This window comes from Bordetella tumulicola (assembly GCF_054779135.1).
In genome coordinates this window covers 416,247-428,847 of the sequence record NZ_BAAGYU010000003.1, presented here as the reverse complement: position 1 = coordinate 428,847, position 12,601 = coordinate 416,247, and the positions used below count along the sequence as shown (strand labels likewise).

At 59.9% G+C, this 12,601-nt stretch carries 11 protein-coding genes; 9 read left to right on the top strand and 2 right to left on the bottom strand.

The annotated features are described in order from the left end of the window. Positions 1-54 precede the first annotated feature (54 nt). Genes ACYVDM_RS02005 through ACYVDM_RS01990 form a run of 4 tightly spaced genes read left to right on the top strand, consistent with a single transcriptional unit; the run spans position 55 to position 3,277 of the window. Complete coding sequence (locus ACYVDM_RS02005; RefSeq protein WP_415793286.1) at positions 55-1,083, top strand: ABC transporter substrate-binding protein; 1,029 nt, start codon at positions 55-57, stop codon at positions 1,081-1,083. A gap of 3 nt (positions 1,084-1,086) precedes the next feature. Then, positions 1,087-1,896, top strand: coding sequence for an ABC transporter ATP-binding protein (locus ACYVDM_RS02000; RefSeq protein ID WP_415793287.1), 810 nt, complete (start codon positions 1,087-1,089; stop codon positions 1,894-1,896). Position 1,897: 1 nt separating this feature from the next. After that, positions 1,898-2,695: an ABC transporter permease gene (locus tag ACYVDM_RS01995; RefSeq protein WP_415793288.1), complete on the top strand. Its 798-nt coding sequence runs from the start codon at positions 1,898-1,900 to the stop codon at positions 2,693-2,695. A 54-nt stretch (positions 2,696-2,749) separates the two neighbouring features. Next, complete coding sequence (locus ACYVDM_RS01990; protein WP_415793290.1) at positions 2,750-3,277, top strand: carboxymuconolactone decarboxylase family protein; 528 nt, start codon at positions 2,750-2,752, stop codon at positions 3,275-3,277. Positions 3,278-3,357: 80 nt separating this feature from the next. Here ACYVDM_RS01990 and tal read toward each other — a convergent pair whose 3' ends face one another. Continuing rightward, complete coding sequence (gene tal / locus ACYVDM_RS01985) at positions 3,358-4,314, bottom strand: transaldolase (RefSeq protein ID WP_415793291.1); 957 nt, start codon at positions 4,312-4,314, stop codon at positions 3,358-3,360. Positions 4,315-4,570: 256 nt separating this feature from the next. On the opposite strand from tal, the gene carA reads away from it, so the two are divergent. The 3 genes from carA to ACYVDM_RS01970 all read left to right on the top strand — a co-directional run bounded on the left by carA (position 4,571) and on the right by ACYVDM_RS01970 (position 9,929). After that, the gene (gene carA, locus ACYVDM_RS01980; protein ID WP_415793292.1) at positions 4,571-5,725 is read left to right on the top strand and encodes a glutamine-hydrolyzing carbamoyl-phosphate synthase small subunit; all 1,155 of its coding nucleotides are present in this window, start codon (positions 4,571-4,573) and stop codon (positions 5,723-5,725) included. 10 nt (positions 5,726-5,735) lie between these two features. Next, on the top strand, positions 5,736-8,978 hold the full coding sequence (gene carB, locus ACYVDM_RS01975; protein ID WP_415793293.1) for a carbamoyl-phosphate synthase large subunit: 3,243 nt from the start codon (positions 5,736-5,738) through the stop codon (positions 8,976-8,978). 192 nt (positions 8,979-9,170) lie between these two features. Beyond that, a complete protein-coding gene (locus ACYVDM_RS01970) occupies positions 9,171-9,929 on the top strand; it encodes an SDR family oxidoreductase (protein WP_415793294.1) in 759 nt (252 codons plus the stop codon). 15 nt (positions 9,930-9,944) lie between these two features. Here ACYVDM_RS01970 and ACYVDM_RS01965 read toward each other — a convergent pair whose 3' ends face one another. Continuing rightward, positions 9,945-11,423 carry an inorganic phosphate transporter gene (locus tag ACYVDM_RS01965; protein ID WP_415793295.1) on the bottom strand — a complete coding sequence of 493 codons (1,479 nt, stop codon included), beginning with the start codon at positions 11,421-11,423 and terminating at the stop codon, positions 9,945-9,947. 121 nt (positions 11,424-11,544) lie between these two features. Between ACYVDM_RS01965 and mog the strand changes: the two genes are divergently transcribed. After that, positions 11,545-12,180 carry a molybdopterin adenylyltransferase gene (gene mog / locus ACYVDM_RS01960; RefSeq protein ID WP_415793296.1) on the top strand — a complete coding sequence of 212 codons (636 nt, stop codon included), beginning with the start codon at positions 11,545-11,547 and terminating at the stop codon, positions 12,178-12,180. 56 nt (positions 12,181-12,236) lie between these two features. After that, positions 12,237-12,575, top strand: coding sequence for a hypothetical protein (locus tag ACYVDM_RS01955; protein ID WP_415793297.1), 339 nt, complete (start codon positions 12,237-12,239; stop codon positions 12,573-12,575). Positions 12,576-12,601: the final 26 nt, after the last annotated feature.

Genomic DNA, 12,601 nt, shown 5'->3' with positions numbered 1-12,601 from the left:
CAATCAGGCCGCACAACAGACACACAGGCCGCTTGGCGGCAAAGGAGACGCTCCATGTCAATCACTCGTCGTGAATTGCTGAAACTGGCCGGTGCAACCGGTGTGATGAGCCTGGCGCCAGCCATTGTGCGGGCACAAAAGCTTGAAAAAGCCGATGTGCAGATCGCAGTAGGTGGCAAGGCGCTGATCTATTACCTGCCGCTGACCATCGCCGAGCAAAAAGGTTTCTTCAAGGACGAAGGGTTGGATCTTCGCATTGCGGACTTCGCGGGTGGCTCCAAGGCCCTGCAGGCCGTGGTGGGGGGCAGCGCCGATGTGGTGTCCGGCGCATTCGAACATACGCTGCACATGCAGTCCAAGGGGCAGTTCTATCGCGCCTTTGTGCAGCAGGGCCGTGCGCCCATGATCGGCGTCGGCGTCTCGAAAAAGACGATGCCCAACTACAAGACCCCGGCAGACTTGAAAGGCAAGAAAATCGGTGTGACGGCGCCTGGCTCGTCGACCAATATGGTGGTCAGCTTTTTCTTGTCCAAGCATGGCCTGAAAGACAGCGATGTTTCTTTCATCGGCGTGGGCGCGGGCGCGGGCGCCGTGTCGGCGTTGCGCAGCGGCCAGATCGACGCCCTGTCCAATACGGACCCCGTGGTATCGATGCTGACGGAGTCTGGCGATATGGACATTATCGTCGATACCCGCACGTTGAAAGACACGCTGGAAATTTTTGGCGGCAATATGCCTGCGGGCTGCCTGTACGCGCCGCAGGAGTTCATTGATGCCAATCCCAACACGGTGCAGGCACTGACCAATGCGATCGTGCGTGCCGACAAATGGATTCACGAGGTCAGCATCGAAGAAATCGCCAAGACGGTGCCAACGCAATACTTGCTGGGCGAACCCGAGGTTTACAAGGCCGCTCTGACAAAGAGCATGGATGGCCTGTCTCCCGATGGCATGATTCCCGAAGACGGTGCGGCCACGGCCATCAAGGCATTGGCTGCTTACGTCAAGGGTTTCGATGCGGCAAAGATCGATCCGGCGAAAAGCTGGACCAATGAATATACGCGCCGCGCCAACGAGAAGTAATCAATGTCTGACGCAGCACTTTTACTTGACCATATCACCTGCACTTTCGTGTCCCGCGATGGCGGGGGCAAACGCTACACCGCCGTTCAGGACACGACACTTGCTATCGCGCCGGGAGAGTTTGTCTCGGTAGTCGGGCCTACGGGCTGTGGCAAGTCCACATTGCTCAATGTGGGGGCCGGCCTGCTGGGGCCGTCGTCGGGGCAGGTGAAGGTTTTTGGTCAACCCTTGCAGGGTATCAACACCCGCGCGGGGTATATGTTTCAGGGCGAGGCGTTGCTGCCGTGGCGCAGCGCCCTGGAAAACGTCATCGCCGGGCTGGAGTTTGCCGGCGTGGCGCGCGCCGAGGCGCTCGAGCAGGGTCGTGACTGGATGCGTCGGGTCGGCCTGGGCGGTTTCGAAGATCGCTATCCCCATCAGATGTCTGGCGGCATGCGCAAGCGCGCCATGCTGGCGCAGACGCTTATCCGCGATCCCGACATCATCCTGATGGACGAGCCGTTCTCGGCACTCGATATCCAGACGCGTCAGCTGATGGAAAACGAGGTGCTTGAGTTGTGGATGGCCAAGCGCAAGGCTGTGTTGTTCATTACGCATGATCTGGACGAGGCCATTGCCATGAGCGACCGGGTGGTGGTGCTGTCGGCCGGACCGGGCACGCACCCCATCGGCGAGTTTGCCATCGATCTGCCGCGTCCTCGCGACGTGGCCGAAGTGCGCACCCATCCGCGTTTTGTTGAATTGCATGCAGCCATTTGGGGCGTGTTGCGCGACGAAGTCCTCAAGGGCTATGCCCAGCAAAAGCGAGCCTGATATGTTGAAATTATTTAAGCCGGGTTCGTCATTCGGCTTGCGGTTTTGGCAACTGTTGTTGCTGGTGATCATCCTGGTGGTCTGGTACGTCGCATCGAAGGATCCTAAAGTGGCGTTCTTCTTTGGCCAACCTCTCGAGGTATGGGGCCGGATTTGGGATTGGTTCATCGCGAACCGGGATATCTATCGGCACTTGTGGGTGACGTTGTCCGAGACCGTCCTGGCGTTTTTCATTGGTACGATATCAGGCCTGGGTTTTGGGTTGTGGCTGGGCCTGTCCAATACCGCCAGTGCGATTCTCGACCCGTATATCAAGGCCGCAAACTCGATGCCGCGCGTGATTCTGGCGCCTATTTTCGGCATGTGGTTTGGCTTGGGCATCTGGTCCAAGGTGGCGCTGGCCGTGACGCTGGTGTTCTTTATTGTCTTCTTTAACGTCTATCAAGGCGTGCGCGAAGTCAGCCCGACGTTGCTGGATAACGCCCGCATGCTCGGGGCAGGACGCCGTCAATTGCTACGTCACGTGTATTTGCCCTCGGCGACCAGTTGGGTGTTTTCGAGTTTGCATACCTCGGTGGGCCTGGCGTTCGTGGGCGCAGTCGTGGGCGAATATCTGGGTTCGGCCAGCGGCGTTGGCTATCTGATCCTGCAGGCCGAAGGCACGTTTGACGTCAATACCGTGTTCGCCGGGATTGTGGTGCTGACCGCCTTTGCCTTGTTGCTCGACTACATCGTGGGATTGGGCGAAAAACGTTTGATGAAGTGGCAGCCCAAGACGGGCGAAACCGAGAAGCTCTAACTATCGATCTGCTCCGGCTGTAGCAGGCCGAAGCGTTTTTTAGGAAATTCCATCATGGCACGTCTTTCTTACGCTGATCTCTCGCACCCCGAAGCCAAACCGTTGGTCGATCGCATCGTTGCCGAACGTGGCGGTGTACTGCATTTGTACCAAATGCTGTTGCACAGCCCGGCCGTGGCGAGCGGATGGCTGAATTACCTGACGTCTATACGCCAGCTCAGCACCTTGCCGGGCGACCTGCGCGAATTGGTCATCATGCGCGTTGCCGTGATCAACGGCGCACCGTACGAGGCCGATCAACACGCGCCGATCGCCCTGAAAGAGGGCATCAGCCAGGCTCAGCTCGATGCGCTGGATGAGTGGGAGTCCTCAGATCTGTTTTCGCAGGCCGAGCGTGCCGTGTTGGCCTACACCGACACAATGACGCGTCACGTCCAGGTCCCACAACCCGTTTTCGAAGCGGCCCGTCAGGCCATGGGCACGGACAAATTGATGGTCGAGTTGACGGCGACAGTGGCCGCCTACAACATGGTGTCTCGTTTCCTCGAGGCGCTGCAGGTGCATTCGCACGACGATCGCTGAGCCATCGGGGGCAATACAGCCTGATTAAAAAAGCTCAACGGAGTGATCTGTTGAGCTTTTTTTTCGTCTTGGCGGGCGACCTAGCCTGCGGCAGCGGCGAGCAAGGTGTCAAGCTTGACCGCATCCGCCGAGAACAGGCGGATACCCTCGGCGAGTTTTTCCGTCGCCATCGCATTGGCATTGAGCTCGGTGCGGAACCAGATCTCGTCTGCCGTGCGATGTGCGGGCACATCATCGCCGATGGTGGCCGGGCTGAGTTGTGCCGGGACATCGCCAGAGGCCTGGTCCAGTTCCGCCAGGAGCTCGGGGCTGATAGTGAGCAGATCGCAACCCGCAAGGGCCCGGATCTGGCCGGCATTACGGAAGCTGGCGCCCATGATCTCGGTTGTGATGCCGTGATGCTTGTAGTAGCGGTAGATCTCGGTGACTGATTGCACGCCGGGGTCATTGACGCCAGTGCGATCGGCTTCGACCCAGTCGGCGCCGGCGGCCTTTTTGTGCCAGTCGTAGATACGGCCAACGAATGGCGAAATCAACTGCACATCCGCGTCGGCGCACGCCATGGCCTGCGGCAGGGAGAACAGCAAGGTCAGGTTGCAACGAATGCCATCGGCCTGCAGGACACGGGCGGCCTGGATGCCTTCCCAGGTAGAGGCGATTTTGATCAGCACGCGGTCGCGCGCGATGCCGGCGGCCTCGTAGAGCGCGATCAGGCCTTTGCCGCGTTCCACGGTGGCGCGAGTGTCAAACGACAGGCGGGCGTCGACTTCGGTCGAGACCCGGCCCGGCACGATATTCAGGATTTCGCGGCCAAAGGCGACCAGCAGGCGATCGGTCTGCTCGGCGGGCGACGCGCCGCGATGGTCGTGCACGACCTGCTGCAGCAGCGGCCGATAGGCGTCTTTTTGGACGGCCTTCAGGATGAGCGACGGATTGGTCGTTGCGTCGGTCGGGCGTAACGCCCGCATGGCTTCGAAATCACCGGTATCGGCAACAACGGTGGTATGGTGACGCAGAGCTTCAAGCTGGCTGGACATAGGGACGGATCAACGTAGGCTAAGGTTCACGATAAAGGCCTAGGTTATCACTATGCGCGACAGGGTTTTGACACAAAAGAAAGCCCCCACGCCGCGCCTTCGGCTTGCTGCCCCCCGAGAGGGCGTTTTTGCCTTGGGGCGGCCCGGCGTCAAAAAACACCGCATTCGACCTGAGTTGGCGCGGTTCTCGGGGGGGAATGGCCTTTCGAGGTATAATTCGAAGGTTTGATTATCGATTCTGAAACCGGGGTTTACTGTGCTGCCGCAACTTTTTCCCGAGGGCGCTGATCGCTTCCCTCCTGCAATTCTGGCTTTGGCGGACGGTACCATTTTCCGGGGCGTGTCTATAGGCGCGCCAGGACATACTGTCGCCGAGGTCGTGTTTAACACATCGATGACCGGCTATCAGGAAATCCTGACCGATCCCAGCTACAACGGCCAGATCGTCACGCTGACTTATCCGCACATCGGCAATACGGGCGTCAACGCCGAAGACGTCGAAACGTCGCGCATCCTGGCTTCGGGCCTGGTGGTGCGTGACTGCCCGTCGCGAGTGTCGAATTTTCGCGCGACCCATTCATTACCCGAATATCTCGCTGACCAAGGCGTGGTCGCGATCTCGGGCGTAGACACCCGCAAGCTCACCCGTATCTTGCGTGACAGTGGCGCCCAGGGCGCATGTATTTTGGTGGGCGACGACGCCGAGCGTGCCGTCGAATTGGCGCGTGGCTTTCCCGGCATGGTGGGACAGGACCTCGCCAAGGTCGTTTCCATCAAGTCCCCGCAAGACTGGACACAAGGTACTTGGCAACTGGGCGAGAGCTTTTCCTCGCCGGCCCAGGACCGTTTCCATGTCGTGGCGTACGATTTTGGCGTCAAGTACAACATTCTGCGCTTGCTGGCTGATCGTGGCTGCCGCATCACCCTGGTACCAGCTGAAACGTCGGCCGACGACGTGCTCAAGCTCAATCCTGATGGGGTGTTCCTGGCCAACGGCCCGGGCGACCCAGAGCCTTGCGACTATGCCATCGCCGCCACCAAGGTGTACCTGGAGCGCAAGCTCCCGACCTTCGGTATTTGCCTGGGTCACCAGATCATGGGGTTGGCCGTTGGCGCCAAGACGGTCAAGATGAAAACCGGCCACCATGGCGCGAACCATCCTGTGCAGGATCTCGAATCCAAGCGGGTCTTCATCACCAGCCAGAACCACGGGTTTGGCGTGGATGCGGCCACGTTGCCGGCCAATACGCGCACGACGCACGTGTCGCTGTTTGACGGCACCCTGCAGGGTTTCGAGCTGACCGACCGTCCCGCTTTCTGCTTCCAGGGCCATCCCGAGGCCAGCCCGGGCCCGCACGACATCATCGTGCTGTTCGACAAATTCATCAGCCTGATGGCCGGCCAAAAATAACTATCGCATTATGCCCAAGCGTACAGACCTAAAAAGCATTCTCATCATCGGTGCCGGCCCCATCATCATCGGGCAGGCATGCGAATTCGATTACTCCGGCGCCCAGGCGTGCAAGGCGCTCAAGGCCGAGGGCTACCGTACCATCCTGGTCAACAGTAACCCCGCCACCATCATGACCGATCCGGAAACGGCCGATGTGACCTACATCGAGCCCATTACCTGGCAGGCGGTGGAAAAAATCATCGAGCGCGAAAAGCCCGATGCGTTGTTGCCCACCATGGGCGGCCAGACCGCGCTGAATTGCGCGTTGGACCTCGCCCATCACGGCGTGCTGAAAAAGCACAACGTCGAGCTGATCGGCGCCAACGAGCACGCTATCGAAAAGGCGGAAGACCGCCAGAAATTCAAGCAAGCCATGACCGATATTGGCCTGGAGTCGGCCAAGTCGGGCGTTGCCCACAGCATGGACGAGGCCTGGGAAGTCCAGCGCCGTATCGCCGGCGACACCGGTACGTCGGGTTTTCCGGCCGTCATCCGCCCCAGCTTTACGATGGGCGGCTCGGGTGGCGGTATTGCCTACAACGCCGAAGAGTTCGAAACCATCTGCCGTCGCGGCCTCGAGGCATCGCCGACGAACGAACTGCTCATCGAGGAATCCCTCTTGGGCTGGAAAGAGTTCGAGATGGAGGTCGTGCGCGACAAGGCCGACAACTGCATCATCATTTGTTCGATCGAAAACCTGGATCCCATGGGAGTGCACACAGGTGACTCCATCACGGTGGCGCCTGCCCAGACGCTGACCGACAAGGAATATCAGATCATGCGCAACGCATCCATTGCGGTGCTGCGCGAAATCGGTGTGGACACCGGTGGCTCGAACGTGCAGTTCGCCGTCAACCCCAATGACGGTCGCATGATCGTTATCGAGATGAACCCGCGCGTGTCGCGTTCGTCGGCGCTGGCGTCCAAGGCCACCGGCTTTCCGATCGCCAAGGTCGCCGCGCGCTTGGCGGTGGGCTACACGCTGGACGAGTTGCGCAACGAAATCACCGGAGGTGAAACGCCGGCATCGTTCGAGCCCTCCATCGATTACGTGGTCACCAAGGTGCCGCGTTTTGCGTTCGAAAAATTCCCGCAAGCCGATTCCCGTTTGACGACGCAGATGAAGTCGGTGGGCGAAGTCATGGCGATCGGCCGCACCTTTAAAGAGTCTTTCCAAAAGGCGCTGCGTGGCCTTGAGGTCGGTGTCGATGGCCTGAACCAGAAAACGACCGATCGCGAGAAATTGCAGATCGAGTTGGGCGAGCCCGGTCCCGAACGTATTTGGTACGTGGGGGATGCGTTTGCGCAGGGATTCAGCCTGGACGAGGTTCATCAGCTCACGAGCATTGATCCCTGGTTCCTGTCCCAGATCAAGGAAATCGTCGATATCGAGCTGGCGCTCGAACAAAAGACGCTGGCCGATCTGGACTACGCAACGCTGTGGCAACTCAAGCGCATGGGGTTCTCGGATCGTCGCCTGGCATTTTTGCTGGATTCGTCGGAGTCCGAGATTCGCAAGCTGCGTCATCAGCTGAATGTGCGTCCGGTCTACAAGCGCGTGGACACTTGCGCGGCGGAGTTTTCCACTCACACCGCTTACATGTACTCCACGTACGAGGACGAGTGCGAGGCGCAGCCCACCGATCGCAAAAAAATCATCGTGCTGGGCGGTGGCCCGAACCGCATCGGACAAGGGATCGAGTTCGACTATTGCTGCGTGCATGCCGCGCTGGCGTTGCGTGAGGATGGTTATGAAACCATCATGGTCAACTGCAATCCCGAGACCGTCTCGACCGACTACGACACGTCTGATCGTTTGTATTTCGAGCCGTTGACGCTCGAAGACGTGCTGGAAATCGTCCACAAAGAAAATCCCGTGGGCATGATTGTGCAATACGGCGGTCAGACGCCGCTCAAGCTCGCGCGTGCGCTGGAGGCGAACGGGGTGCCCATCATTGGCACCAGCCCCGAGTCGATCGACATTGCCGAAGACCGCGAGCGTTTCCAAAAACTGCTGAACAAGCTGGGCTTGCGTCAGCCGCCCAATCGCACCGCGCGCACCGAAGGCGAGGCCCTGGCTCATGCCGCCGACATTGGTTATCCGTTGGTAGTGCGTCCCAGCTACGTGCTGGGCGGCCGCGCCATGGAAATCGTGCACGAGCAACAAGACCTCGAGCGCTACATGCGTGAGGCGGTCAAGGTCAGCAACGACTCGCCGGTGCTGCTGGACCGCTTCTTGAACGATGCCACCGAAGTCGACGTGGATTGCCTCGCCGATGGCGAGACCGTTTTCATCGGCGGTGTGATGGAACACATCGAACAGGCCGGCGTGCATTCGGGCGACTCGGCGTGCAGCCTGCCGCCGTATTCGTTGTCGGCCGAGGTCATTGCCGAAATCAAGCGCCAGACCTCGATGATGGCGCGTGCGCTGAACGTCAGTGGCCTGATGAACGTGCAGTTCGCGATTCAAGGCGGCGACGTCTACGTGCTGGAGGTCAACCCGCGTGCCTCGCGCACGGTGCCGTATGTCTCCAAGGCGACGGGCTTGCAGTTAGCCAAGATCGCTGCGCGTGCCATGGCGGGTCGCACGCTGGCGGATCAAGGGATCACGCACGAAGTGGTGCCGCCGTACTTCTCGGTGAAAGAGGCCGTGTTCCCGTTCGTGAAGTTCCCGGGCGTGGACACCATCCTCGGCCCTGAAATGAAGTCGACGGGCGAGGTCATGGGCGTGGGCATGAGTTTTGGCGAGGCTTTCGTCAAATCGCAGTTGGCTGCCAGCGTGCGTTTGCCCGAAGACGGCACCGTCTTTATCAGTGTGAAAGACCAGGATAAGTTCCGTGCCGTCGAGGTGGCGCGAGGTTTGCATAACCTGGGGTTCAAGCTGGTGGCAACACGCGGCACGGCCGCGCAGATTTCGGGCGCGGGCATCCCGGTGCAGACCGTGAACAAGGTCACCGAAGGCCGCCCGCACATTGTGGACATGGTCAAGAACGGCGAGATCTCCTTGGTGATCAACACCGTCGAAGAGCGTCGTAATGCGATTGCCGATTCGCGTACGATCCGTACCCAGTCTCTGGCCGGACGTGTGACGTTCTTTACTACCATCGCGGGCGCCCGCGCTGCTGTCGAAGGGATGCAATACCTGCGTCAGGGCCTGGGCCTGCAGGTGTATTCGTTGCAAGAGCTGCACGCCAGCTTGCCGAAACAGTAAGCACGCCACTGCGTCGGAAAAGTGAGCCTGGTGAACTGACCCTCAGACGAGAGATGGTCAGACGCCAGGGCCTGAAGGCCTGAGCTCGGTATTGCGCCGAACTCAGGCTTTTTTTCGCCTGAACACAGCAGGATCCAGGCGATATGATGATGGTTATCCCGGCCTCTCTGCCGGGTCACGATGTGAGGGGTCATGACGACGGTTTTTATTACGGGCGCTTCGAGTGGTCTGGGTCGGGCGTTGGCGTGGCGTTATGCGCGCGCGGGTGCCCGGCTGGGGCTCGTCGCGCGTCGCGGCGATGCCTTGCGCGAGCTGGCCGACGCGTTGCCCGGTGAACCTCTTTGTTATGCCCTGGATGTGCGTGACCGTGATGCCTTACATGCCGCCGCACGCGATTTTCTGGCGGCGAATCAGGGCAGGGTGGATGTGGTCATTGCCAGTGCGGGCATCAGTGTCGGCACGTTGACCGAGCATGCCGAGGATTTCGAGGTATTCAAGGCCATCGTCGACACTAATCTGCTGGCCACCGTGGCCACTTTCGAGCCGTTCATCCAACCCATGCGGCAAGCCGGCGCGGGTCGACTGGTCGGGATTGCGAGTGTTGCGGGTATGCGAGGATTACCGGGGGCGGGCGCCTATAGCTCTTCTAAAGCCGCAGTCATCAGCTACTGTGAAAGCTTGCGGCTGGAGCTCGCAAGTGCGGGTGTCAAGGTCGTCACCATTGCGCCGGGCTACATCAAAACGGCCATGACCGAGAAAAACCCGTATTCGATGCCATTCTTGATGGAGGCAGACGATTTTGCGGCGCGCGCCCAGGTGGCCATTGAGCGAGGCGTGTCTTATACCGTGATCCCGTGGCAAATGGGGATCGTCGCGCGCTTGATGCGGGGGTTGCCGAACTGGGTTTACGATCGCGCGGCGCACAATGCGCCACGCAAACCGCGTCGCTGAACCGCCTCTGATCGCCTAGCCGGCGATCATCACGCCAATCCAGAACAGCCCGGCCGCCAGTGTCATCGAAGCGGGCAGGGTCAGTACCCATGCCAGCAAGATCGTCCGGATGGTGCTGCTTTGCAGTCCGCTCTTGTTGGCAATCATGGTACCGGCCACGCCCGAGGACAAGACATGCGTGGTCGAGACTGGCAGGCTAAAGACATTAGCCATGCCAATGGCGGCGACGGCCGTCAGTTGTGCCGACATACCCTGAGCATAGGTCATGCCTTGTTTGCCGATTTTCTCGCCGACGGTTTGCACCACGCGTCGCCAGCCGACCATGGTACCGATACCGAGAGCCAGTGCGACGGCCACAATGACCCAGAATGGGGCGTATTCCGTGGTGGCGGTCAGGTCGGCCCGCAGTTGGCTCAGGTCTTTGCGATCGCTGTCCTCCAGGCCGTCTATCGCGGCGACTTTCTTGGCGGTATCGTCCAGGCACAGCAGATAGCGACGAACGCTGATCCGTTTGGCCGGCGACAGGTCCTGGTACCGCGTCACGCCCAGCAGGTCTTCTTGCAGGGCGTCAATGGTGGCGAGCGTGAGTTCGGGATGGCAGGTGAATTGCTTGGGTAGGTCACTGCTGTCGTGACGGTTCTTTGACAGCGCCAGGAAGTCATCCAGCGTGGCTTGGTGGCGTATGTAGAACGTGCGCAGGTGCGTGGCCGCATCGCGAGTACGGTCGATTTCATAGGTCGTGCTGTTTTCGTTGAGCACAAATTGCGCAGGCACAATGCCGATCAGAACCAGCATGATGAGGCCGATGCCTTTTTGGCCATCGTTCGAACCGTGGACAAAACTGACGCCCATGGCCGAGAGCACCAGCACCAGCCGATTCCAGAACGGCGGGTGCTTTTTGGCATTGATTTCGCGGCGTTGCTCCGGCGTTGTGTGCATCTTGGAGGCCGGCCACCAGCGTTTGAACAGCAGGAGCAGACAACCGGCCACCAGGCAGCCCGCAAGCGGCGACACGACGAGCGACAGGCCGATATCGATCGCTTTGTTCCAGTTGACGCCGTCGGCCAGTGGCAGATCGGTGAGCAAGGCGTTGGCTAGACCTACGCCCAGAATCGATCCGATCAGGGTGTGGGAGCTGGAGGCGGGAATCCCGAAGTACCAGGTGCCCAGATTCCACGTGATGGCGGCCGCCAGCATCGCAAAGACCATCGCGAGCCCACGGCCGGTATCGACGTTGATCAGGAGTTCGACGGGCAGCAAATGAACGATGGCATAGGCCACGCCTACACCGCCCAGCAATACGCCGAGGAAGTTAAATATCCCCGATAGCATCACTGCCAGGTGAGGCGGCATCGCCTTGGTGTAAATGACGGTGGCGACGGCATTTGCTGTGTCATGAAAGCCATTGATGAATTCGAAGGCCAGGACGAAGGTGAGTGCCAAGACCAAGCTGAGGCCGATCCAGAAGTCCAGACCTGAAAAGAGATGAAGCATGGGGGAGGGGAGAGTCGGTGAGCGCAGGTGCAATTATTACAGATTTATGACGACTCACGGATCAGGCAGCCAAGCGCTCTTGAATGCGATAGCATCGACGTTTTCCTCTGTGATCATTGTCATGTCATCCACTGTGTCGCCTCTCGCCCGCCGCCATCCCGACGATCTGATCGTGGGGCTGGTTTCCATTTCTGATCGCGCCTCGTCCGGGGCTTACCAGGATCAGGGGTTGCCCGCGCTACAGACGTGGCTGGGCAAGGCCCTGTCATCGTCCTGGCAGGCCGTCGAGCGTCTGGTTCCCGACGAGGCCGAGGCGATCTCTGCTGCCCTGATCGAATTGGTGGATGTCGCGGGGTGCGATTTGGTGCTGACGACAGGAGGGACCGGGCCGGCACGCCGCGATGTGACGCCCGAGGCCACGCTGGCGGTGGCCACCAAAGAGATGCCGGGCTTTGGCGAACAAATGCGTCAGGTCAGCTTGAAATTCGTAGCTACCGCGATTTTGTCGCGGCAAGTCGCTGTGATTCGCGAAACCGCCGATCGTGCCGCCCTGATTATCAATTTGCCCGGACAGCCCAAAGCGATCAGCGAAACCCTGGAGGGGCTGCGTGATGCGTCGGGCGCTGTGGTGGTGCAGGGTGTGTTTGCCGCCGTTCCTTATTGCATTGATTTGATCGGCGGTCCCTATGCGGAAACCCACGAGTCAGTGGTCAAGGCGTTCCGGCCGAAATCGGCGCTGCGCAAGCCGACCGCCTGAGGTGGGTTGCGCTATAGTCTTACGGGTTTTTTCCCATTTTTTTGGAAGTCTGTCTGATGAATGTAAAGTTTGCTGCGTTGTTGGCCTGCGTCGGCGTGCTGGCCGGTTGTGCCTCGGCCAAAGATATCCGCGAGCGTGAGCCGATATTTTTTGGTTCTACGACGCGTACTGCCGCGGAATATGTGCAGTGTGTCGACTCGGCCTGGAAAGGGCAGGGTACCGTGGCGCAGCGCCACGAGGTACATAACGGCTATGAGTTGGTCGTTGGGGGCACGATGGGTGTCGAGGCCGTCTTGACTGCCACGACGTGGAAAGGCAAAACCGATGCTCGCCTGACGAGTCGTATCGCACGCTATAGCACGGCGTTGTCCGAGGCGGCGAATCTGTGCCTGTAGATGTGATGCAACGTCGTTCGACACGG

What these genes read in the sequence shown, in the direction of transcription:
- ACYVDM_RS02005 (WP_415793286.1), top strand. Translation starts at nt 55, where the DNA reads ATGTCAATCACTCGTCGTGAATTGCTGAAACTGGCCGGTGCAACCGGT.
- ACYVDM_RS02000 (WP_415793287.1), top strand. Translation starts at nt 1,087, where the DNA reads ATGTCTGACGCAGCACTTTTACTTGACCATATCACCTGCACTTTCGTG.
- ACYVDM_RS01995 (WP_415793288.1), top strand. Translation starts at nt 1,898, where the DNA reads ATGTTGAAATTATTTAAGCCGGGTTCGTCATTCGGCTTGCGGTTTTGG.
- ACYVDM_RS01990 (WP_415793290.1), top strand. Translation starts at nt 2,750, where the DNA reads ATGGCACGTCTTTCTTACGCTGATCTCTCGCACCCCGAAGCCAAACCG.
- tal (WP_415793291.1), bottom strand. Translation starts at nt 4,314, where the DNA reads ATGTCCAGCCAGCTTGAAGCTCTGCGTCACCATACCACCGTTGTTGCC.
- carB (WP_415793293.1), top strand. Translation starts at nt 5,736, where the DNA reads ATGCCCAAGCGTACAGACCTAAAAAGCATTCTCATCATCGGTGCCGGC.
- ACYVDM_RS01970 (WP_415793294.1), top strand. Translation starts at nt 9,171, where the DNA reads ATGACGACGGTTTTTATTACGGGCGCTTCGAGTGGTCTGGGTCGGGCG.
- ACYVDM_RS01965 (WP_415793295.1), bottom strand. Translation starts at nt 11,423, where the DNA reads ATGCTTCATCTCTTTTCAGGTCTGGACTTCTGGATCGGCCTCAGCTTG.
- mog (WP_415793296.1), top strand. Translation starts at nt 11,545, where the DNA reads ATGTCATCCACTGTGTCGCCTCTCGCCCGCCGCCATCCCGACGATCTG.
- ACYVDM_RS01955 (WP_415793297.1), top strand. Translation starts at nt 12,237, where the DNA reads ATGAATGTAAAGTTTGCTGCGTTGTTGGCCTGCGTCGGCGTGCTGGCC.